General features: G+C 71.2%; 19 protein-coding genes and 1 pseudogene. 10 read left to right on the top strand and 10 right to left on the bottom strand.

Annotated features, from left to right (window positions below; all coding sequences use genetic code 11):
* Positions 1 to 146: 146 nt before the first annotated feature.
* Positions 147 to 608 carry a hypothetical protein gene (locus StrepF001_RS33585; RefSeq protein WP_129801948.1) on the bottom strand — a complete coding sequence of 154 codons (462 nt, stop codon included), beginning with the start codon at positions 606 to 608 and terminating at the stop codon, positions 147 to 149.
* 18 nt (positions 609 to 626) lie between these two features.
* Positions 627 to 1,334, bottom strand: coding sequence for a FadR/GntR family transcriptional regulator (locus StrepF001_RS33580; protein WP_129801947.1), 708 nt, complete (start codon positions 1,332 to 1,334; stop codon positions 627 to 629).
* Positions 1,335 to 1,549: 215 nt separating this feature from the next.
* Here StrepF001_RS33580 and StrepF001_RS33575 point away from each other — a divergent pair.
* From StrepF001_RS33575 to StrepF001_RS33565, 3 genes and pseudogenes are all read left to right on the top strand, one after another.
* A pseudogene (locus StrepF001_RS33575) lies at positions 1,550 to 2,892 on the top strand (SLC13 family permease).
* A 75-nt stretch (positions 2,893 to 2,967) separates the two neighbouring features.
* Positions 2,968 to 4,416, top strand: a complete 1,449-nt coding sequence (locus StrepF001_RS33570) for an acyl-CoA synthetase (protein WP_129801946.1) — start codon at positions 2,968 to 2,970, stop codon at positions 4,414 to 4,416.
* Positions 4,409 to 5,731 (top strand): carboxyl transferase domain-containing protein, encoded by a 1,323-nt coding sequence (locus StrepF001_RS33565; RefSeq protein WP_129801945.1) that lies wholly within the window; start codon positions 4,409 to 4,411, stop codon positions 5,729 to 5,731. The genes StrepF001_RS33570 and StrepF001_RS33565 overlap by 8 nt, the downstream gene beginning before the upstream one ends.
* A 57-nt stretch (positions 5,732 to 5,788) precedes the next feature.
* Here the strand turns inward: StrepF001_RS33565 and StrepF001_RS33560 are convergent, their stop codons facing one another.
* On the bottom strand, positions 5,789 to 9,394 hold the full coding sequence (locus tag StrepF001_RS33560; protein ID WP_129801944.1) for a S8 family serine peptidase: 3,606 nt from the start codon (positions 9,392 to 9,394) through the stop codon (positions 5,789 to 5,791).
* Between the two features lie 276 nt (positions 9,395 to 9,670).
* Between StrepF001_RS33560 and StrepF001_RS33555 the strand changes: the two genes are divergently transcribed.
* On the top strand, positions 9,671 to 10,708 hold the full coding sequence (locus tag StrepF001_RS33555; RefSeq protein WP_129801943.1) for a rod shape-determining protein: 1,038 nt from the start codon (positions 9,671 to 9,673) through the stop codon (positions 10,706 to 10,708).
* Between the two features lie 159 nt (positions 10,709 to 10,867).
* Positions 10,868 to 11,560: an ANTAR domain-containing protein gene (locus StrepF001_RS33550; protein WP_129801942.1), complete on the top strand. Its 693-nt coding sequence runs from the start codon at positions 10,868 to 10,870 to the stop codon at positions 11,558 to 11,560.
* 16 nt (positions 11,561 to 11,576) lie between these two features.
* On the opposite strand, the gene StrepF001_RS33545 is transcribed toward StrepF001_RS33550, so the two are convergent.
* Positions 11,577 to 12,941 (bottom strand): FAD-dependent oxidoreductase, encoded by a 1,365-nt coding sequence (locus StrepF001_RS33545; protein ID WP_129801941.1) that lies wholly within the window; start codon positions 12,939 to 12,941, stop codon positions 11,577 to 11,579.
* A 123-nt stretch (positions 12,942 to 13,064) separates the two neighbouring features.
* Here StrepF001_RS33545 and StrepF001_RS33540 point away from each other — a divergent pair, with 123 nt between their 5' ends.
* Positions 13,065 to 13,442 (top strand): metalloregulator ArsR/SmtB family transcription factor, encoded by a 378-nt coding sequence (locus StrepF001_RS33540; protein ID WP_129801940.1) that lies wholly within the window; start codon positions 13,065 to 13,067, stop codon positions 13,440 to 13,442.
* A 21-nt stretch (positions 13,443 to 13,463) separates the two neighbouring features.
* Here the strand turns inward: StrepF001_RS33540 and StrepF001_RS33535 are convergent, their stop codons facing one another.
* Together StrepF001_RS33535 and StrepF001_RS33530 are read right to left on the bottom strand one after the other, a co-directional pair.
* Positions 13,464 to 14,261: an aquaporin gene (locus StrepF001_RS33535; protein ID WP_129801939.1), complete on the bottom strand. Its 798-nt coding sequence runs from the start codon at positions 14,259 to 14,261 to the stop codon at positions 13,464 to 13,466.
* 38 nt (positions 14,262 to 14,299) lie between these two features.
* Positions 14,300 to 14,608: a metalloregulator ArsR/SmtB family transcription factor gene (locus tag StrepF001_RS33530; RefSeq protein WP_129801938.1), complete on the bottom strand. Its 309-nt coding sequence runs from the start codon at positions 14,606 to 14,608 to the stop codon at positions 14,300 to 14,302.
* Positions 14,609 to 14,712: 104 nt separating this feature from the next.
* Between StrepF001_RS33530 and StrepF001_RS33525 the strand changes: the two genes are divergently transcribed.
* Positions 14,713 to 15,351: an arsenate reductase ArsC gene (locus StrepF001_RS33525; RefSeq protein ID WP_129801937.1), complete on the top strand. Its 639-nt coding sequence runs from the start codon at positions 14,713 to 14,715 to the stop codon at positions 15,349 to 15,351.
* Between the two features lie 50 nt (positions 15,352 to 15,401).
* Positions 15,402 to 15,821 (top strand): arsenate reductase ArsC, encoded by a 420-nt coding sequence (locus StrepF001_RS33520; protein ID WP_129801936.1) that lies wholly within the window; start codon positions 15,402 to 15,404, stop codon positions 15,819 to 15,821.
* Positions 15,822 to 15,840: 19 nt separating this feature from the next.
* Here StrepF001_RS33520 and pstB read toward each other — a convergent pair whose 3' ends face one another.
* From pstB to StrepF001_RS33500, 4 genes are read right to left on the bottom strand one after another with little or no spacing between them, the layout of a single operon-like run.
* Entirely contained in the window at positions 15,841 to 16,689 is an 849-nt protein-coding gene (pstB, locus tag StrepF001_RS33515) for a phosphate ABC transporter ATP-binding protein PstB (RefSeq protein WP_129801935.1), read from the bottom strand.
* 44 nt (positions 16,690 to 16,733) lie between these two features.
* Positions 16,734 to 17,645, bottom strand: a complete 912-nt coding sequence (gene pstA / locus StrepF001_RS33510) for a phosphate ABC transporter permease PstA (RefSeq protein WP_129801934.1) — start codon at positions 17,643 to 17,645, stop codon at positions 16,734 to 16,736.
* Complete coding sequence (gene pstC / locus StrepF001_RS33505; protein ID WP_129801933.1) at positions 17,645 to 18,565, bottom strand: phosphate ABC transporter permease subunit PstC; 921 nt, start codon at positions 18,563 to 18,565, stop codon at positions 17,645 to 17,647. Before pstC ends, pstA begins: the two co-directional genes overlap by 1 nt.
* Positions 18,562 to 19,533 carry a PstS family phosphate ABC transporter substrate-binding protein gene (locus StrepF001_RS33500; protein WP_129801932.1) on the bottom strand — a complete coding sequence of 324 codons (972 nt, stop codon included), beginning with the start codon at positions 19,531 to 19,533 and terminating at the stop codon, positions 18,562 to 18,564. Before StrepF001_RS33500 ends, pstC begins: the two co-directional genes overlap by 4 nt.
* A 345-nt stretch (positions 19,534 to 19,878) precedes the next feature.
* Here StrepF001_RS33500 and StrepF001_RS33495 point away from each other — a divergent pair, with 345 nt between their 5' ends.
* Both StrepF001_RS33495 and StrepF001_RS33490 read left to right on the top strand, forming a co-directional pair.
* Positions 19,879 to 20,364: a TrkA C-terminal domain-containing protein gene (locus StrepF001_RS33495; protein ID WP_129801931.1), complete on the top strand. Its 486-nt coding sequence runs from the start codon at positions 19,879 to 19,881 to the stop codon at positions 20,362 to 20,364.
* A 6-nt stretch (positions 20,365 to 20,370) separates the two neighbouring features.
* Positions 20,371 to 21,597 carry a cation:proton antiporter gene (locus StrepF001_RS33490; RefSeq protein ID WP_129801930.1) on the top strand — a complete coding sequence of 409 codons (1,227 nt, stop codon included), beginning with the start codon at positions 20,371 to 20,373 and terminating at the stop codon, positions 21,595 to 21,597.
* Positions 21,598 to 21,645 lie beyond the last annotated feature (48 nt).

Below are 21,645 nucleotides of genomic sequence, written 5' to 3'. Positions count from 1 at the left end.
ACGTGACCCCTCCCCTCGGACGGTTGGGCTGGGAGTGGGTCAGCAAGTGCACCACACGGCGCGGAGTTTCCGGCCATGCTCAGCAGAGGGGATCTGACTGACGACGAGTGGGGCGGTTCTGGAGCCGCTGCATCAAGGTCGCCGCGCTAAAGGTGGATGAGGATCTGTCGTAGGGGATGCCCGAGCGCGTCCGTGACGGAGGCCAGTTCCTCGTCGGTCAGCCATGCCCGGTCCGGATACAGGACCTCGATCCTGAACTGCGCGAACCCCATCGGCCAGTCGTACACCAGCTCGTTGAGCGACGTCTCTGCATCACAGCAGGGAACCGTGATCATGAGCGTGGAAAAGCCTTCGCTGTAGCGCTCCGAGACGGCCTCCCCCCACCAGCCCGGTGCGCACTCCGCGCTGCAGTGCGGGCAGGAAATCTTCTTCAGGTTGGCGCCGCAGAAGACGACCTCCACGCTGTCATGCCACTTGACTTCCATGCCACGGCGGGCGTCGTCGTCGGGAAGCATCCCGGACAGCACGGCCGCAGCACGGTCGGCCGCATCCTGACCGGGCTGCCAGTACGGATCGGTCGGAATCACCGTCAGGTAGTTGTCACTCATCGCCCGTAGTGCCCGCCCCTACCCCTCCCCGCCCGGATCCCAGTCCAGCAGCCGCACCTTCGCCACCGTCCGGACATGCCGGCGCATGGCCGTGGCCGCCCGGCCGGGGTGCTGGGCCTCGATGGCGTCGAGGATGGCCTGGTGCTGGGCGAGGGAGCGGTGGGGGCGGCCGGGTTGGCGGAGGGATTCCGTGCGGCTCTCGGCGATCTGGTCGGCGATGGAGCGCATGAACTCCGCGAGGATGCTGCTGTGCGCAGCCGCCGTGACCGCGCCGTGGAAGAGGCGGTCGCCCTCGACGCCGTGACCGCCCTGCTCGATCTCCGCCGTCATGTGGGCGAGGGCCGACCGCATCGCGGTCAGGTCCTCCTCCGTGCGGCGCTCGGCGGCCAGTTCGGCGAGTTTGGTCTCCAGTGCCTCGCGGGCCTCCAGGACGTCGGGGAGGCGCCGACGGCGTTCGACCAGTTTCTCGACCGGTTCCACTTCGAGGCTGTCGCGGACCAGGTACGTGCCGCCGCCGTGCCGCGCCTCCACCAGGCCCTGTACTTCCAGGACCACGATCGCCTGCTTCACCGAGGCCCGGCTGACGCCCAGTCGCTGGGCCAGGTCACGCTCGGGTGGCAGCCGGTCGCCGGCCCGCAGGCCGCCCTCGGCGACGTACTGGCGCAGCCGGTCCAGCACCTGCTCGTACAGGCGCTGCTTGGTCATGGGGCGCAGGGCGTCGGTCACTGGGTCCCCCTCTCGTCGGGAGCGTAACACCGGGCAGGTGGAGTGGGTGAGTGGCTGAGCCAATTCCTGCGCGACCCCTTGACGTCCTTGACCGGTGCGCGCACGCTGACCAGCCAGCCGGTCAAGTGGCTCAGCCACTCGACCACTCGTCATTCCTCCTCTCGCCCGCTCGTCCATTCCCCTCACCGCTCCGGGACCCAAAGACGGGAGCCCGTATGTCCCCCGAACTCATCTCGATCCTCGTCCTCGCCGTGGTGTTCGTCATCGCCACCACCCGCTCGATCAACATGGGCGCGCTCGCCTTCGCCGCCGCCTTCGCCGTCGGCACCCTCGTCGCCGGCCTCGACGCGGACGGCATCTTCGCCGGCTTCCCCGGCGACCTGTTCGTCGTCCTCGTCGGGGTCACGTACCTCTTCGCGATCGCCCGCGCCAACGGCACCACCGACTGGCTGGTGCACGCCTCGATCCGGCTGGTGCGCGGCCGGGTCGCGCTGATCCCCTGGGTGATGTTCGCCCTGACCGGCGCACTCACGGCGATCGGTGCGGTCAGTCCGGCCGCCGTCGCGATCGTCGCGCCGATCGCCCTGAGCTTCGCCGTCCGCTACGGGATCAGCCCGCTGCTGATGGGCGCGATGGTGGTGCACGGCGCGCAGGCCGGCGGTTTCTCGCCGATCAGCATCTACGGTTCGATCGTCAACGGCATCGTGGAGCGGGAGAAGTTCCCGGGCAACGAGATCGCCCTCTTCCTGGCCTCCCTGGTCGCCAACCTCGTGATCGCGGGGGTGGTGTTCGTTCTCTTCGGGGGGCTCAAGCTGTGGAGGCAGGGGGCGGTGACGCCCACGGACGGGACTGCATCGACATCGACCGGGAAGCAGCCTCCCGCGGTAACCGGGAACAGCACCGGCACCCCCGCCCCCACCGCCGTCCTCACCGCGACGACGACCACGAACCCGGCACCCGCCTCACCCCCGCCCGCATCGCCACCCTCGTCTCCCTGGTCGCCCTCGTGGTCGCCGTCCTCGCCTTCGACCTGGACGCGGGGCTGACCGCGATCACCCTGGCCGTCGTCCTGAGCACCGCCTGGCCCGACGACAGCCGCGCCGCGGTCGGCCAGATCGCCTGGCCCACTGTCCTGCTGATCTGCGGCGTCCTCACCTACGTCGGTGTCCTGGACGAGATGGGCACCATCACCTGGGCCGGCGAGGGCGTCGGCGGCATCGGTGTGCCGCTGCTGGCCGCGCTGCTGCTGTGCTACATCGGCGCGATCGTGTCGGCGTTCGCCTCGTCCGTCGGCATCATGGGCGCGCTGATTCCGCTGGCGGTGCCGTTCCTCGCGCAGGGCGAGATCGGGGCGGTCGGCATGGTGGCGGCGCTGGCGGTGTCGGCGACGGTGGTGGACGTGAGCCCGTTCTCGACGAACGGCGCGCTGGTCCTGGCCGCGGCACCCGACGTCGACCGTGAGCGTTTCTTCCGGCAGCTGATGGTGTACGGAGGGATTGTGGTGGCGGCGGTGCCCGCGGTGGTGTGGCTGGTGCTGGTCGTGCCCGGTTTCGGGTAGCCCGCACGCGCGACATGGCTACAGGTGACGACGACTGACGACCAAGACGGCTAAGACGGCTAAGGAGTGCGACGCGTGTCCTCCCTCTTTCCGGCCCTGACGAACAGCCCGGGTGAGCACATCGCCCTGCGGTTCGGCGACCGGTCCCTGTCCTACGCCCGGCTCGCCGCGGCGGCCGGTGCCGTCGCCGAGCGGGTACGCGGTGAGGGCCGCGTCGCCGTGTGGGCGACGCCCGCACTGGAGACGGCCGTCGCGGTGGTGGGAACCCTGCTCGCGGGGGTCACCGCCGTCCCCCTCAACCCGAAGTCCGGAGAGAAGGAGCTCGGTCACATCCTCACCGACAGTGCGCCGCCGCTCGTACTCGCGGCGCCCGGCGATGAACTGCCGGATTCTCTGCGGGACTTGGAGCGGGTCGACGTCGACATGGCGGCGACGGGCGCGCTCCCGGAAGAGCAGACCGACGACGCCGCCCCCGCCCTCATCGTCTACACCTCCGGCACCACCGGCCCGCCCAAGGGCGCCGTCATCCCCCGTCGGGCGATCGCCTCGACCCTGGACGCGCTCGCCGACGCCTGGCAGTGGACCGGCGAGGACGTGCTGGTGCACGGGCTGCCGTTGTTCCATGTGCACGGGCTGGTGCTCGGCATCCTGGGCCCGCTCCGGCGCGGCGGTTCGGTCCGGCATCTGGGCCGGTTCAGCACCGAGGGCGTGGCACGCGAGCTCAACAGTGGCGCGACGATGCTGTTCGGGGTGCCGACGATGTACCACCGGATCGCCGAGGACCTCGCGGACAGCCCGTCGCTCGCCAAGGGGCTCACCGGCGCGCGGCTGCTGGTCTCCGGTTCCGCCGCGCTGCCCGTGCACGACCACGAGCGGATCGCGGCCGCCACCGGCCGCCGGGTCATCGAGCGGTACGGCATGACCGAGACGCTGATGAACACCAGCATCCGCGCGGACGGTGCGGCGCGGCCGGGGACGGTCGGTGTGCCGTTGCCGGGAGTCGAGCTGCGGCTCGTGGAGGACGACGGGACGCCCATCAGCTCGTACGACGGTGAGAGCGTCGGCGAGATCCAGGTGCGCGGGCCGAACCTGTTCACCGAGTACCTCAACCGGCCCGACGCCACCGCCGCCGCCTTCACCGCCGACGGCTGGTTCCGCACCGGCGACATGGCGGTCCGCGACCCCGACGGCTATGTCCGTATCGTCGGCCGCAAGGCCACCGACCTGATCAAGAGCGGCGGTTACAAGATCGGCGCCGGTGAGATCGAGAACGCCCTCCTGGAGCATCCGGGGGTGCGGGAGGCCGCCGTCACCGGGGAGCCCGACCCGGATCTCGGTGAGCGGATCGTCGCCTGGATCGTGCCCGCCGACCCGCAGACCCCGCCCGGCGTCGAGGAGTTGGCCGATCACGTGGCCCGCCGGCTCGCCCCGCACAAGCGGCCACGGGTCGTGCACCACCTGGAGTCCCTGCCCCGCAACGACATGGGGAAGATCATGAAGCGGGCGCTGGGCGGCCATGTCTGAGCGCCTCTCCGCCCGCCGGGCCATCGCCCTCGTCGCCGACGAGTTCATCGAACTCACCTGTGCCACGAGGGAGTTCGGGCCCGATGGGCCCCTCTCCTGGCAGGGCTACGACGCCTCCCGTGCCCGCGCCGCCGCACGCACGGGTGAGGACGAGTCCGTGGTCTGCGGCACCGCCCGTATCGAGGGCACGGACGCCGTGCTGATCGCCTTCGAGTTCGGCTTCCTCGGCGGCTCGCTCGGCGAGCGCACCGGCGACCGGCTGGAGGCGGCATACCTGCACGCCCGCGAGCACCGGCTGCCGGTCGTGTCGCTGATCGCGACGGGTGGCAGCCGGATGCAGGAGGGCATGGTCGCGCTCACCCAGCTCCAGCGGGTGGCCCGGCAGTCGGTGCTCACCCGGGAGGCCGGTCTGCCGCAGGTCGCCGTACTGCGGGATCCGACGACGGGTGGCGGCTGGGCCACCCTCGGCGCGGGCGCCGATGTGATCCTCGCGCTGCCCGGCGCCCAGGTCGGCTTCGCCGGCTCCCGGGTGCGGCCGGCGGACGCGGACCCGGCGGCGTACACGGCCGAGGCGCAGGTGGCGGCCGGCGCGGCCGATGCGGTCGTACCTGAGGAGGAGCTGCGGGCGACGCTGGGGCGGTGGCTAAGGCTGCTGACCGCGCCCTCGGCCGAGCCCGCGCCGCCGCCCCGCCCGCTCGGCGCGACCGACCTGCCCGCCACCGGATGGGACGCCGTCCAACGGGCCCGCTCGCCCCAACGCCCCCGTGCCCAGCGCTACTTGGATGCCTACTTCACCGACCGTGTCGCGATCGGCGGCGATCGCTGCGGCGGCACCGACGACGGCATGCTGTGCGGCTTCGGGGCGCACGAGGGGCGTACCGTCGCGTACGCCGCCCAGACCGGGACGGCGACCCGTCCCGCCGGCTACCGCACCGCCGCCCGTCTGATCCGGCTCGCGGACCGGCTCGGTATCCCCGTGCTGACCCTGGTGGACACCCCGGGCGCGGCCAATGACGCGGAGGCGGAACGGCTGGGGGCGGGCGCCGCGATCGCGGAGGTGTTCGGCGCGGTGGCCGCCGCGCGCACGCCGGTCACGACGCTGGTGATCGGCGAGGGCGGCTCGGGCGGTGCGCTCGCGCTCGCGGCGCCGGACAACACATGGGTCACCCCGGACAGCTACTTCTCGGTGATCGCCCCCGAGCTGGCGGCCGCCATACTGAAGCGGCCCTCGGAGGAGGTGGAGGCGACCGCTGGTCAACTCCACATCCGGCCGCAGGATCTGGAGGATCTGGGGATCGCCCGGACCAGGAAGTGACACACGGCGGTGCCGCCTCCCCCACCGTGAAGGGGGAGGCGGCACCGTCACATCCGACTAACGAACCCCCACCGCCCGGATGATCTCCTGCGTCACCGAGCCGCCCCGGTCGTCGCTCGCCGATGCCCGCAGGGAGACGTACTCGGCGTCGCCCGGCACGGTCAGGGTGCCGCGCCAGGAGTCCGCGTCGCCGGTGAGCCGGACCGGATGCCACGACGTGCCGTCGTCGTACGACACCTCGAGCGTTCCGCCGCCGATGCTGCCCGTGTCCGACGCGTCGGCCACGTACTCGGCGTGGATGGCGACGGGCACCTTCCGCCCGCCGGGCACATCGCCGGCGAGGTCGGTGTCGACGTCGAAGCCGAGGTTGATCAGCGGCAGATACGTCCAGCGGTCGGTGGGTGTGGCCGCCGAGCGGAACGTCCACTCGGCGTGGCCCTCGGTGGCGAGTTCCCAGCGTTCGGGGTCGAGTGTGGTGTCGGTGACGACCTTGTAGGTGCGCTCGTCGGCGGGTGCGTCCCACACGTACACGCCGGAGCTGCGGCGCCGGTCGACCAGTTCCCCGTCGAGGTACACCTCCGTGTACTGGGTCATGCCGGTCTCCTCGCTCCAGACGTCCCCGAAGCCGGTGTGGTCGGGCCCGGAGTCGCCCCAGCCGGGGGTGTTGAACTGGAGCTGGTTGCCGACGCGCTGCTGCCCCCAGCCGAGTCCGGTGCCGAGCCAGGGATGCCAGACCGGCCTGAACCAGTTCAGGTCCGGGCGTGTCCCGCCCCGGTAGCGGACCAGCCCGCCACGTTCCTCCAGTGCCCCGTCGGCCATCGTCACCGACTCGTGCCACAGCTGACCGTCGGCCGTGGAGACGTAGTCCGTGCGTTCGGCCGGGTAGTCGATCCGCTCACGGAAGCCGATCCCGATGGGGAAGGTGTCGGTGATGGAGTACCGGAACTCGCCCCCGCTGACCGGCTTCACCGCATGGAACTTCGTGTGTACCGCGGCGAGTTCGCGGCGTTCGTCCGGTGCGTAGGTCAGATCGCGGTCGGGGACGGCGCCCTCGTACCCCTTCGACAGGTCGTACACGTACGGGGTGTTGCGCGTGCCGGTCATGTCGACCGTTCCCGAGGCCCGCAGGCGCTCGGCGTCGGCCTTGTCGACCGTGGCGATCTGCAGCGGGCGGTCGGCGCCGTCGTCGGCGCCCCACCAGGCGTTGAGCCGTCCGGGGTTGTCGTCGGTCACGAACAGCGCCTTGACGCCCGCGTCCTGCGCCGCCTGGGCCAGCGCGGCCGGCTCGGTGCCGTCGGTGAGGCGGGCAAGGACCGCCTTGCCCTCGACGCCGGTGAAGGGGCCGTCCCCGGCATCCACCAGCGGCAGCCTGCTGCGGCCCTCGATCAGGGTGCCGCCCGGCTGGGCGACGGCGTTGCCGATGCCCTTGACCTCCAGCAAGGGCTTGCCGAGCCGCCAGACGGTCCGGTACTCGAAGCTGCCCTGCGTGACCTTCTTCCCGGTCGGCGCGGCGAAGACGCTGTCGTACTTCACGGGCACCTGGGCGGCCCCGAACAGGTCGGCGCCGTTCGCCTTCCGGTCGTACTCCATGATCAGTTGCCGGGTCTCGGTGCGCCGGTCGACGTCGGCCCTGATCTCCCGCAGCTCCCGTCCGTCCAGGGTGACCTCCCGGTCCCGGTCCAGGACGACCTCGGGTGCCGCGAGGAAGCCGAGGCCCAGTGAGTCGGTGCCGTGGCTGCCACGCACGTCGAGGAAGGAGGTGAGGCTGTACGTCCCCGGCTTCAGCCGCAGCTTCAGCGTCCCGGAGTCGCCGACGTACGCCGGGACGGGGTCGACGCGCTCGGCGAGGTGCTGCACCACGAGGTCGGCGGCGGTGGCGGCCCCGTCCCGGTCCTTGACGTGCACGGTGAGCGTGTACCGCTCGTCCTCCTTGACCAGCCCGAACGCGGTGTGCGCGACCGGGGTGCCGGCGACGGAGGCGACGATCCGCCCGCTGGTGTTGCCCACCGGCGCCTCGGAGCCGTCGCCGGTCACGGTGGTGGACGCCGTGCCGTGCGCCGGCACGGTGAGGGTGGTGTCGGCGAGGGTGGCGGCCTCGCCCTGCACGGCGAGGTCCAGCTCGACGTCGGCGTCCGAGGTGTTGGTGTAGGTGACGGTCCTGGTTACCGGCTGGTTGTTCGCGTACGGCCACTTGTAGAAGCCGAGGTCGACGCTGCCCGTGGCCGTGACCTCGGCCCCGATCGCGTCCGGCACGCTGACCCGCCCGGCGCCCAGTGTGTAGGCGGACGCGTCGAGTTGCTTCGACGTCGACATCAGCGCGTCCTTGAGCTGCGCGCCGGTCCAGTCGGGATGCTGCTCGGCGAGCAGGGCGGCGACGCCGGCGACATGCGGGGTCGCCATGGACGTACCGCTCATGGAGACGTAGTCGCCGCTGCCGCCGCTGAGCCGGGAGCGGGCGGCGAGGATGTTCACGCCCGGAGCCGCGAGGTCGGGCTTGAGCGCGTTGTCCCCGTACCGGGGCCCGGCGCTGGTGAAGTAGGCGGCCTGGTCGGCGGAGTCGACGGCGCCGACGGTGAGCGCGGCATCGGCGGCGCCGGGCGAGCCGATGGCGGAGGGCGCGCCGGTGTTGCCGGCGGCGATGACGAAGAGGGCGCCGGTCTCGGCGCTGAGGGTGTTGACGGCCTGCGCCATGGGATCCGTGCCGTCGCTGGGCTCGGTCGAGCCGAGGCTCATGGAGACGATGTCGGCCTTCACCTCACGTGCGGCCCACTCCATGCCGGCGATGATCTGCGACTCGCTGCCGGACCCCTCGTCGCTGAGCACCTTGCCGACGGCCAGCGTGGCTCCCGGCGCGACGCCCTTCTCGGCGCCGTCCGACGCGGCCCCGGTGCCGGCGACGGTGGACGCCACATGCGTACCGTGCCCGTCCCGGTCGGCGACCTCCTGCCCCTCGATGAAGCTCCTGCCGGCGGACACCTGCTCCGCCAGGTCGGGATGGGCCGCGTCCACGCCGGTGTCCAGGACGGCGACGGTGACACCCTTCCCGGTCAGCCCCGCCTCCCAGCCCTCGGGCGTCCCGATCTGCGCGTTGCTCTCGGCCATGTCGGCGTCGACCCGCCCGTCCAGCCAGACGCCCGCGATGCCGTCCTGCCGGGTGAACGCCCGCCAGAACGCCCGCCCCTTGTCCGCCTCCACGGCGGCCCCGCGCACACTCTGAAGCGTCCGCGTCCGCTCGGCACCGCGCGGGGTGACGGCCCGTGTGCCCTTCTCGTACGTCACGATCAGCGGCAGCTCACGGGTGTCGCTGTCGGCGAAGCCCTGACGTATCAACTCGCTCACGTCGAACAGCCGTCGGTCGAGCGTGCCGGCCCGCAGATACGGCAGTGCCTCGTCCGGTACGACGGTGATGCGGCCGTTCGCCTGCTGGGTGCGCACGGCGCCGGTGGCACCCCGCGGCCGGTCGACGGTGACCGTCTTCCGTCCGCCGCCGAGCTCGGCGACGGTCACCTTGTCGCCGGTGACGAGTGTGACGGTACGGGCCGCGGGCGCCGCACGCGTGGACACACCGGTGTCCTGCGCCGACACCGGGCTCACGGGCAGCGATGCGAGCACGAGCCCGGCCGACAGGAGGATCGCTCCGCGTCCGACTGGTCCTCTGGTCATGCACACGCCTCTCTTCGTCGGGTGGTGGGGAAGAGTGTCAGGCGCTTTGTGTTGCAGGTGAGTTGAACGGAGCTGGCGGATTGACGCAGTGGCGGTTTCCCGCCAGGTCCGGCGCCGGCAGCGCAAGCGACGCGGCGGCAAGCCGCGGAGAACCACCCGTACAGCCGCACCCCGCCCGGCCCTCCAGAGAAGGCGCCGCCCGCCCGCCCCCACACGATGCAAAGAGGCCCGCCGCCCGGCGGCCGCCACGGTCTGTGCCCCTCGGGAGGATCCGCGATGACCGCCAGCCTGGAGCAGCTACGCCGGTGCCACTTCGCCGTCGATCTGGGGGCGGCGCGGACGCGGGTCTACGTCAAGGGCGCCGGGCTTGTCGTGGACCAGCCGTCCGCCGCGGCCGTGAACACCAACACCGGCGCACTGATCGCGGTCGGCGAGCTCGCGGAGAAGATGACCGGCCGCACCCCCCAGCACATCCGTGTCGTACGGCCGGTGTCCGGTGGCACGGTCGTCGACATCGAGATGGCCCAGCGGATGCTGCGGCATCTGCTGGGCGACAAGGTCCGCCGCACGCTGCGCCGCAAGCCCGGACTCCGGGCCGCCGCCTGCACCCCCCACGACGCCGGCCCGCTCGCCCGGCGGGCGACGACCGAGACGCTCGTCGGTCTCGGTGCCCGCCGCGTCGAACTCGTCGACACCCTCATCGCCGCCGCCGTCGGCTGCGGACTGCCCGTCGAGCAGCCCGAGGCCACCATGGTCCTGGTGTGCGGCGCGGCCGCGACGCAGGTCGCCGTGCTGTCCCTCGGCTCCATCGTCACCGCCGAACGCATCCCGGTCGGCGGCGAGGCCGTCGACAACGCGATCGTGCTGCATCTGCGGCACGAGCACGAACTCGTGCTGCCGAGTCAGTCGGTACGCCCGCTGCAGCTGGCCCTGTCCGGCACCGGACTCACCCCGCACGGACCGAGGTCGACGGAGATCCACGGCCGGGATGTGGCCACCGGCCTGCCCCGTTCCGTCCGGATCGACACCGCCGCCGTACGCGAGGCCATCCAGACCCCGCTCACCGCCGTGCTCGACGGCATCGGCAAGGCGCTGCGGGAGTGCCCGCCCGACCTGGTGGCCGACCTCGCCGACCGGGGGATCATGATGGTCGGCGGCAGCGCCCTGCTTCCCGGGTTCGACCAGATGCTGCGGCAGGCCACCGGGATGCCGGTGCACATCGCCGAACGGCCCGACGTGTGCGCTGTGCGGGGCCTCGGCACCATGCTGGAGGGCAGGGTCGAGCCGGTGGAGCTGAATTCGCTGGACAGGTGAGCCCCCGCCGGCGCCGTGAGCGGCCGGGGCAGGGCGCAGTCCCCGCCCTTGGGGTGTAGCGCGCGGTGTGCCGGGAAGGCGCACTTGCAGCATCGTCGGGCCGGCGTCCGCCGCCCGGCGGTGAGACGGGGGCGCCAGACGGACCTGGAAGGCGGTGACATGAACTCAGTGGCACCACTCTCCCTCGCGGAGCGGTTACGGCCACTCGCCATCGACGGCCGCACCGACGGCACGGGCCGGTCGGTGCTCAGCGCACGAGGAGAACTCGTCCACGGGTGCGCGGACACTCTGGCCGGCGTGCTGGCCGAACTGCCCGTCCATACCTGCCGGGTAGAGCTGGACATGGCCGGGGTGCTCTTCATGGATACGGCGGGAGGGCAGTTCCTGGACGTCCTGCACGACCACGGCCGACAGCACCTGATCCCGGTCTCGGCCACGAACTGGCGGGGCCAGCCGCGCCGGGTCCTGGAACTGTTCGGCCTGGACACCACGGACCCGCTGCGCTCCACGGCACCGGACCCCGCCCCGGCACCCGGCCCCGCCCCGACCCCCTCCGCGGTGGCCCTCGAGCGCGCGGAGCAACTGCACGAACTGCGCGAGGAGATAACCCAGTTGCGCAAGGCGATCGCCTCCCGCCCGGTGATCGACCAGGCCCGCGGCATCCTCATGGCCACCCACGCCTGCACGTCCGACGAGGCCTGGCACATTCTCCGTGCGGCCTCCCAGCTCTCCAACATCAAGCTCCACAAGGTGGCCGCGGCCGTCACGGCCGGCGCCGGATCCGACGGCCCGTCACTTCCGGAGGAGCTGCGCACGGCCCTGCGCAGGGCAGTCGCCCGGTGCCGGGTCTGACGCCTGAGGAGGCCGGTCAGCAGCCGCCCGAGGAGGCCGGGGCGCCGATGCCGATCCGGAGGGTGGTGGGTGCGGCGCAGCAGCCGCCGCCCTCACCGCTCCGGGCCGCGTCGGGGTCGTCGAACAGCCCGGCGCCGCCGCACACGCCGGTCTCCGGCAGGGTCAGTTCGACGCGTTCGGCGGCCTCCCGGTCTCCGGCGATCGCGGCGGCGACCGAGCGCACCTGCTCGTAGCCGGTCATCGCGAGGAACGTCGGGGCGCGGCCGTAGGACTTCATGCCGGCCAGGTAGACGTCCTTCTCCGGGTGGGACAGCTCGCCCACGCCGTGCGGGTAGACGGTGCCGCAGGAGTGCACGTTGGGGTCGATGAGCGGGGCGAGGGCGGTCGGTGCCTGCAGGCGTTCGTCGAGGCCGAGGCGGATCTCGGAGAGGAAGGACAGGTCGGGGCGGAAGCCGGTCAGCACGATGACCTCGTCGACCGGGTCCAGGCGGCGGCCGTCCTCGGCGACGAGGACGAGCCTGTCGCCGTCGCGCTCCACCGACTCCGTACGGAATCCGGTGGCCGCGCTCGCGTGGCCGTCCTCGACCGCGGCCTTGGCGCGCAGGCCGAGGGCTCCGCGGGCGGGCAGCTGGTCGGCCTCGCCGCCGCCGTACGTGGAACCGGTGATCCCACGGCGCAGGATCCACACCGCCTGCGTGCCGGCTTCCTCCTTCGCCAGGTCGGCCAGCTGGGCGAGGGCCGTGAAGGCGGACGCCCCGGAACCCACGACCGCGGTGCGCTTACCCGCGTAACGGGCCCGCACGTCCGGGTCCTTCAGGTCCGGCACGCGGTACGAGATGTGCTCGGCGGCCGCCTTCTCGCCGAGTGCGGGCAGGCCGTCGGCTCCCATGGGGCCGGGTACGGCCCAGGTGCCGGAGGCGTCCACGACGGCACGGGCCGTGAGGCGCTCCTCGCGGCCGCCGGACGGCTCGATGTGCACGGTGAAGGGCTGCTCGTCGCGGCCGGAGTCGACGATACGGTCCCGCCCCGCCCGCGCCACGCCGGTCACCCGGGCACCGTAGCGGACCCGGTCGCCCAGGACGTCGGCGAGCGGCTGCAGGTACAGCTCGGCCCAGTCCCCGCCGGTGGGATACGCCGCCCCGTCGGGGCGGACCCAGCCGGTCGGCGCAAGCAGCTTCTCGGCGGCCGGGTCGACGAGCTCGGCCCAGGGGGAGAACAGCCGGACGTGCGACCAGTCGCGCACGGCGGTGCCCGCGGCCGGGCCGGCCTCCAGGACCAGCGGTTCGATGCCACGCTCCACGAGGTGGGCGGCGGCGGCCAGGCCGACCGGGCCGGCTCCGACGATCACGACGGGCAACTGGTCGGTGGTGTGCGTGCTCACGAGGCTCCCCTTTGCTTCGACATTCGTCGATGTCCTACAGCGGTAAGCATGGCAGCTGATTTGACGCACGTCAATATAGGCATGTATCGAATCAGCTGCTTCGACATGTGCCAACATTGATGCATGTCGAACACCAAGGTGCTGCCGCTGCTCGAACCGGAGGCGCCCGCGGCCGAAGCTCCGTGCTGCCCGCCGCTGGCCGAGCGCCCCTTCACCGCGGAGGAGGCCGAGCGGACGGCGAAGATGTTCAAGGCGCTCGGCGATCCGGTGCGCCTGCGGCTGTTCTCGCTGGTCGCCTCGCACGAGGGCGGCGAGGCGTGTGTGTGCGACATCTCCGACGTGGGCGTCTCCCAGCCGACCGTCTCCCACCACCTGAAGAAGCTCAGGGAAGCCGGCCTGCTCACCTCCGAGCGGCGCGGCACCTGGGTCTACTACAAGGTCGCGCCGTCCGTCGTGGCAGCAATGGGCCAGATGCTCGCCCTGCCGCGTGAAGGTGCGTGACCACCACCTGGGCGGTCCGCCTCATGCGTCGGAGGCAGTCCGGCCGGTCATGAAGACGACCGCCACGAGCGCCAGCCCGACCACGGCACCGACCAGCTGCATCCCGACGAACGCCGGCACGGAACCCGGCGCGATCCCCGCGAAGGTGTCACTGAAGGCGCGGCCGATCGTCACCGCCGGATTGGCGAAGGACGTGGACGAGGTGAACCAGTACGCGGCGCCGATGTACGAGGCCACGGCGACCGGTGCGAAACGCAGCCGGTCCGTGCGCGCCAGGCCGAAGATCACCAGGACCAGACCCGCGGTGGCGACCACCTCGCCCAGCAGCAGGTTCCCGGCCGAGCGGTCATGCGTGGACCACTTCACCAGCGGCTCGCCGAACATGGCGTTCGCCAGTACGGCGCCTGCGATCGCGCCGGCGATCTGAGCCGGGACGTAGACGGCCGCCTCGCGCAGAGTGACCCCCGTTCCGCCGCGCCGCGAGGTCCACCACTCGGCCAGGGTGACCGCCGGGTTGAAGTGCGCCCCGGAGACCGGGCCGAGCAGCGCGATCAGCACGCCGAGGCCGAAGACCGTGGCGAGCGAGTTGGCCAGCAGCTGCACACCCACGTCCCGGGTCAGCTCGGTGGCCTGGACGCCGGAGCCGACCACGACCGTCACCAGGGCTGCCGTACCCACCAGTTCGGCGGCCGCCCGGGCGACCAGGGGTGTACGCGGCGGTGTCGCCCCGGGCGAGGGCCGGGGCTCTGCGGCGGATGCGACGGACTCCCCGGCGGGCTCGGCAAGGGACTCCGTCGCGGTCTCAGGCGTGGCGGTCAACAAAGACTCCTCGGTGCGGTCGCCTCGAACGGCGGGGATCAGGGGCAGGACCGTTTGTTGCCGGCCGCTGTGCGGGCGGACTCGGCCAGGTCGGCGAACCGGCCGGCGAGCGAAGCGATGACGTCCGGGCGAAGCTTGTAGTACGTGTACCGGCCACACGGCTCCGTCTCCACGACCCCGGCCTCGCGCAGCACTCTCAGATGGTTGGAGAGGTTGGTCTGCCTGGCGCCCGTCTCCTCCACGAGGTGGGTGGTGCAGAGGGTTTCCCTGGCGAGCAGGGTCACGATCTGCAACCTGAGGGGGTCGGCCAGAACCCGAATCAGATCAGTATCGACTGACGTCATCATGGACTGATACTGTCACATCAGCCGGGGCTGACACCAGCCTGGACTGATCCTTGGGACCCGCACCCAACACCCTGCTGGGCCCCTGACCCGAAGAAGGGGGCATCATGAACGCCTCCACACCTCCTGTTCTGCCTGATCACCGCCTCGCGGCAGGCGTGGCACGGCTCGCGCTGCGCTACCGGGGCCACTTCTGCCCGGAGACCATCCAGCACGTCCTCACCGACTCCTACGACCGTCTCGCCGCGCACGCGCACGTCCGCACCCACCTCGTCGTCCTGGCCGAACATCTGACGACCGAGCGGCTCGACGCCCTCGCCCACATCCAGGGCGCGCCGGGCACCGGCCTGCCGCGGGTGCTGTTCGTCTGCAGCCAGAACGCCGGACGTTCCCAGCTGGCCGCCGCCCTCCTCGCCCACCGCGCGGCGGGCCGCGTGGTGGTCTCCTCCGCGGGCCCGCGTCCCGCCGCCGAGGTCGCCCCCGTCGTCACGCAGGTACTGGCCGAGGCCGGCATGGACCTCACCGAGACCGCCTTCCCCAAGCCGCTGACCGAGGAGGTGGTCCAGGCGGCCGACATCATCATCACGATGGGCTGCGGCGACGCCTGCCCGATCGTGCCCGGCCGCCGCTACCTGGACTGGCCCGTCGCCGACCCCGAGGGCGCCCCGATCGACGTCGTCCGCGGCATCCGCGACGAGATCGACACCCACGTCACCGAACTGCTCGACTCCCTGCCCGCCACCTGAACCTGCCTGTTCCCGCACCACTGTCGAACCACTTCGTGAAGGAAGAACCGATGTCCTCGACCCCGCTCGCCTCCGTGCTGTTCGTCTGCGTCCACAACGCCGGGCGCTCGCAGATGGCCGCCGGATTCCTCACCCACCTCGCGGGTGACCGGATCGAGGTCCGCTCCGCCGGCTCCGTCCCGGGCGACCAGGTCAACCCGGCCGCCGTCGAGGCCATGAAGGAGGCCGGTATCGACATCTCCGAGGCCAGGCCGAAGATCCTCACCACCGAAGCGGTCCAGGCGTCCGACTACGTCATCACCATGGGCTGCGGCGACGCCTGCCCGGTCTTCCCCGGCAAGAAGTACCTCGACTGGGCGCTGGAGGACCCCGCGGGCAAGGGCGTGGAATCCGTACGCCCGATCCGGGACGAGATCAGGACCCGCATCGAGGCCTTGATCGCCGAGATCGACGCCCGGCAGAAGGCGTGACCTCAGGCGGTTGTGGCGGTCAGCCGAAGCGGCCGGAGATGTAGTCCTCGGTGCGCTGGTTGGAGGGGTTGGAGAAGATCCGCTCGGTCTCGTCGTACTCGACGAGCCGGCCGTGGCGTTCGCCCTTGTCGTCGACGTCCGCGGTGAAGAAGGCGGTGCGGTCGGAGACACGTGCGGCCTGCTGCATGTTGTGGGTGACGACGATGATCGTGAACTCCTGGGCGAGCTGCTCCATGAGGTCCTCGATCTTCATCGTGGCGATCGGGTCCAGGGCGGAACACGGCTCGTCCATCAGGATCACCTCCGGCTTGACCGCGATGGTGCGGGCGATGCACAGCCGCTGCTGCTGACCGCCGGAGAGGGCGAGCGCGGAGGTCTTGAGCTTGTCCTTGACCTCGTCCCACAGCGCCGCGTGGGTCAGTGTCTCCTCGACCAGGTCGTCGAGGTTGCCCTTGAAGCCGCCCACCCTCGGCCCGTACGCGATGTTGTCGTAGATCGACTTCGGGAACGGGTTGGGCTTCTGGAAGACCATGCCGATCCGGCGGCGCACCTCGATGGGGTCGACGTCGCGGCCGTACAGGTCCTCGTTGTGGTAGCGGATCTTGCCGACCACGCGGGCACCGGGAATGAGGTCGTTCATCCGGTTGAAGCAGCGGATCATCGTGGACTTGCCGCATCCCGACGGGCCGATCATGGCGGTGATCTGACGCCGCCCGATCGTCATGTTGACGTCGCGGACGGCCTCGTGGGCGCCGTAGAAGACCGACAGGCTGCCGACTTCGAAGACCGGTTCGGCCAGGGACGGGGCGCCGTGGTAGGTGACCTGCGGAATCCTGGTGCCGCCGGAGGAGTCGGGCGGAGGGGTCATGGCGGTCTCCTGCGGGAGGGGCGGTGGGCAGGGACGGTGTTCCGTCACCAGCGGTGGGAGTAGTGGTTGCGGAGCCAGATCGCCAGCGAGTTCATGGCCAGCAGGATGACCAGGAGGACGACGATGGCGGCCGAGGCGAGCGCGGTGAACTCGGCGCGGGACTGGCTGATCCAGTTGAAGATCTGGATCGGCAGCACCGTGAACGGGCTCTCGACACCGGTGGGGTTGAAGGTGATGAAGGTCAGCCCGCCGAGCAGCAGCAGCGGGGCGGCCTCGCCGATCGCCCGGGACAGGGCGAGGATCGAGCCGGTCGCCATGCCGGGCACGGCCGCCGGGAGGATCTGCCGCCAGATGGTCTGCCACTGGGTGGCGCCCAGCGCGAGGGACGCCTCACGGATGGACTGCGGTACGGCGCGGATCGCCTCCCGGGAGGCGATGATCACGGTCGGCAGGACCAGCAGCGACAGGGTGAGGGAGGCGGTCAGCACGGTCTGGCCGAAGCCGAGCCCGCGGGAGATGATGCCGAGCCCGAGGATGCCGTAGACGATCGACGGTACGGCCGCCAGGTTCTGGATGTTGATCTCGATGACACGGTTCCACCAGCGGTTCGGGTCCGCGTACTCCTCGAGGTAGATGGAGGCGAGGATCCCGGTCGGCAGGCAGTACAGCGCGGTGAAGGCGATCACCCAGATCGTGCCCATGATCGCCGACTGGGCACCGGCGTTGGTCGGGTCGATGATGTCGGGGAAGTTCGACCAGATCCGCGAGTCCAGCCGCGGCCAGCCCTCGATCACCACGTACGCCAGCAGCCAGACGAGGAAGACCACCCCGACGGCCAGCGACGCCCACAGGCTGAGCTGGAAGAACCGCTCGCGCAAGGGGGTGCCGCGCCCCTTGAGCCGGGGTGCCTCCGGCATACCGGTGGCGGCACCCTTGTCCAGGACGTCGGAGCCCATTACTCGTACACCTCCCGGTACTTGCGAACCAGGCGAATGCTGACCAGGTTCATCACCAGGGTCATCACGAACAGCAGCAGTCCCACCGCGAAGATCGTCCGATAACCGATGGATCCGGTCGGCAGATCGCCGATGCCGGCCGCGGCGATGAACGCGGTCATCGTCTGCATGCCCTCCAGCGGGTTGAAGGACAGGTTCGGACGGCCACCGGCCGCGATGGCCACGATCATCGTCTCGCCGATCGCCCGGGAGATACCGAGCACGATGGCGGCGACGATGCCGGACAGCGCGGCCGGGAAGACGACCCGCGTCGCCACCTGCATCCGTGAGGAGCCGAGTGCGTAGGCGCCGTCGCGCAGGTCGTTGGGCACCGCGTTCATCGAGTCCTCGGCGAGCGAGGCGACCGTCGGGATGATCATGATGCCCATGACGAAGCCCGCCGACAGGGCGTTGAAGACCTGCGGCGGGTCCCCGACGGGCCAGATGTCCTGCAGCAGCGGCGTGATCGCGGTCAGTGCGAAGAAGCCGTAGACGACGGTGGGGATGCCCGCGAGCACCTCCAGCATCGGCTTGAAGAACGCACGGACCCTGCGGTGGGCGTACTCGCTCAGATACACCGCCGCGCCGAGCCCCAGCGGCACAGCGACCACCAGCGCGATGAGCGTGACCATCAACGTGCCCGTGACCAGCGGCAGGACGCCGAAGTGCGGCGGACTGAACAGCGGCGACCAGTCGGTGCCGGTGATGAACTCCCCGAAGCCGACCTCGCGGAAGAAGTCGACGGCCGACGGGATCAGCGCGATGACGATACCGACGGTGGTCAGCACCGACACCAGTGCGGCGGCCACCAGGAGCACCTTGATCGCCCCCTCGCCGTAGCGCGGCCGGGACCGCTTCAGGAAACCGGGGCCGGGACTCATGGGCTCTGCTGCGCCTTGAGCGCGTCAAGGTCTCTCCGCAGCTCCGCCTCCTGCTCGGAGTTGAGCGGGACGAAGAGGGAACTCTCGGCGATCTCGGCGTTGTGCTCGACGTAGAACTCGACGAAGGCCAGGACCTCCGGCTTCTGCAGCGAGGACGCCTTGGGGTAGATGAACAGCGGCCGCGACAGCGGCGTGTACGTGCCGTTCTGCACCGTCTGCCTGGTCGGCTCGACGCAGCCGCCACTGCCGTCGATCTTCAGCACCTTCAGCTCGTCCCTGTTCTCCTCGTAGTACGACAGCCCGAAGTACCCCAGGCCGCCCTTGGAGCCGGCGACGCCCTGCACGGTGACGTTGTCGTCCTCGCTGGGCGAGTAGTCGGTGCGGGAGGCGCCCTCCTCGCCGTTGACGGCCTCGGTGAAGTAGTCGAAGGTGCCCGAGTCGGTGCCCGCGCCGAAGAGTTCGAGCTTCTGGTCGGGGAACTTCGGGTCGACCTGGTTCCAGTTGTTCACCTCGGAGCCGGGCTCCCAGATCTTCCTCAACTGCTCGACGGTCAGGCATTCCGCCCAGTCGTTGTCCTTGTTGACCACGACGGACAGGCCGTCGTTGGCGACCTGGAACTCCTCGAACCTGACGCCGTTCTTCTCGCAGGCCGCCTTCTCGTCGTCGTCGATGGGGCGCGAGGCGTCGGAGATATCGGTCTCGCCGGCGCAGAACTTCTCGAAACCGCCACCGGTACCGGATGTGCCGACCGTGATCCTGACTCCGGGGTTCTCCACCTGGAAGAGCTGGGCCGCCGCCGTGGACAGCGGGGCCACCGTGCTGGATCCATCCACCCTGATGGTGCCGGACAGCCGCGCGCCGCCGCTGCCGGAGCCCGCGTCGGCACCGCCGCACGCACCGGCCGCCATCACCACGGCGGCCGCCAGAGCCGGCGGAGCCGCGGCACGGCGCAACGAACGAATGCTCACGTGACTCTCGATCCTCGTGTCCGCCTGGTTCCCCGGCCCGTGTGACGAGGCGCGCAATATGCCCCGCTTTGTACATTTGGACCAAATATCTCCTATATGCACTTCCAGCGCATGTGAGGCGACCCGACGGAGAAGCCCTCCGCCACCACTGCCTTGATCACGGCCGCAGCACCAGCCACCCTGCTGCCGTGCGCAACCGTCCCGACGCTGAGCGCGCCCCCTCATGACCAGGTACGCGCTCCCTACCCCACCTAGGATGGGCTCAAGGGCCCGGATCAGTGGTGCGCCGACGAGCGTTCCCGCAGGCGCCGCCCGAACAGCTCGGCCAGAGACAAAGGGGCCGCCATGACTGCTCCACGCCTGAGCAGTACGCCGCTGCCGGGCATCGGCGTCCGTTACGACCTCACCACCCACGAGCACCGCCACCTCTCCGTGGTCGCCCACCGCGACGGGGAGCGCATCCTGAGCGCGTACCGCAAGGACGACCCGGACGACTGCGCCCTGTCCGTGCGGCTGACCGCGGAGGAAGCAGCCACGCTCATCGATGCGCTGCTGCCCGCCCACCACACGCCGAACCTGCTGTCCACCACCGATCTGGGACTGGTGGCGGAGCGGATCGAACTGTCCGCGACCTCGCACTGGAACGGGCGGCTGCTCGGCGAGACTCGGATGCGCACCACGACCGGCGCCTCGATCGTGGCCGTCCTGCGTCGGGCCGAGGCGATCCCCTCCCCCGCGCCGGACTTCCGGCTGGCCGGCGGCGACACCCTGATCGTGATCGGTACCCGCGAGGGCGTGGAGGCGGCCGCCGCGATACTCGGGCGGGAGTGAACGGCCGTGCACTCCTCAGCGGTGTTCCTGATCGAGTTCGGGGCGATCATCCTCGCCCTGGGAGTGCTCGGCCGGTTCGCCGGGCGGCTGCGGATCTCGCCGATACCGCTGTACCTGTTGGCCGGGCTCGCCTTCGGCAAGGGCGGACTGCTCCCGCTGGGCGCCAGCGAGGAGTTCATCGCCGTCGGCGCCGAGATCGGTGTCATCCTGCTGCTGCTCATGCTCGGTCTGGAGTACACGGCCAGCGACCTGGTCTCCAACCTCAAGGCGCACTACCCCGCCGGGCTGGTCGACGCCGTCCTGAACGCCCTGCCCGGCGCCGGCCTGGCCCTGCTGCTCGGCTGGGGCCCGGTCGCCGCCGTCGTCCTGGCGGGCGTCACATGGATCTCCTCGTCCGGCGTCATCGCCAAGATCCTCGGCGACCTGGGCCGGCTCGGCAACCGCGAGACCCCGGTCGTCCTGAGCATCCTGGTCCTCGAAGACCTCTCCATGGCCGTCTACCTGCCCATCCTCACCGCCCTGCTGGCCGGCGTCGGCCTGGCGGCCGGCAGCGTCACCCTGGCCATCGCGCTCGGCGCCGCCGCCCTCGTGCTCGTCCTCGCGGTGCGCTACGGCCGCCACATCTCCCGCTTCGTCTCCAGCGACGACCCGGAGAAACTACTGCTGGTCGTCCTCGGCCTGACCCTCGTGGTCGCCGGACTCGCCCAGCAGGTGCAGGTGTCCGCAGCCGTGGGCGCCTTCCTGGTCGGCATCGCGCTGTCCGGCGAGGTCGCCGAGGGCGCGCACAGTCTGCTCGCCCCGCTGCGGGACCTGTTCGCCGCTGTCTTCTTCGTCTTCTTCGGTCTCAACACCGACCCGGCGAGCATCCCGCCCGTCCTGCTGCCCGCCCTCGCCCTGGCCGCCATCACCACGCTGACGAAGATCGCCACCGGCTACTGGGCCGCCAGGCGGGTGGGCATCGCCCGCAAGGGCCGCTGGCGGACGGGCGGCACGCTGGTCGCCCGCGGCGAGTTCTCCATCGTCATCGCCGGGCTCGCCGTCACCGCCGGCATCGAGCCCTCCCTCGGCCCGCTGGCCACCGCCTACGTCCTGCTCCTGGTCCTCCTGGGCCCGCTCACCGCCCGCTACACCGAGCCCCTCGCCAGCCGCCTCACCCACCGGCGTCACGCGCCCGCCCCGGGGGCCGTTCATCACGAGTCCCTGGACGGCCAGGACACCGTCGGCCGGGCATGACCGGCGACAGCGGGACGGGGCACCGACCAGGGCCCCGGCCCGACCATG

The organism is Streptomyces sp. F001 (assembly GCF_004187715.1).
GTDB lineage: Bacteria > Actinomycetota > Actinomycetes > Streptomycetales > Streptomycetaceae > Streptomyces > Streptomyces flavusporus.
Note: the sequence above shows the minus strand (reverse complement) of the source record. Positions and strands in the feature narration are given on the sequence as shown.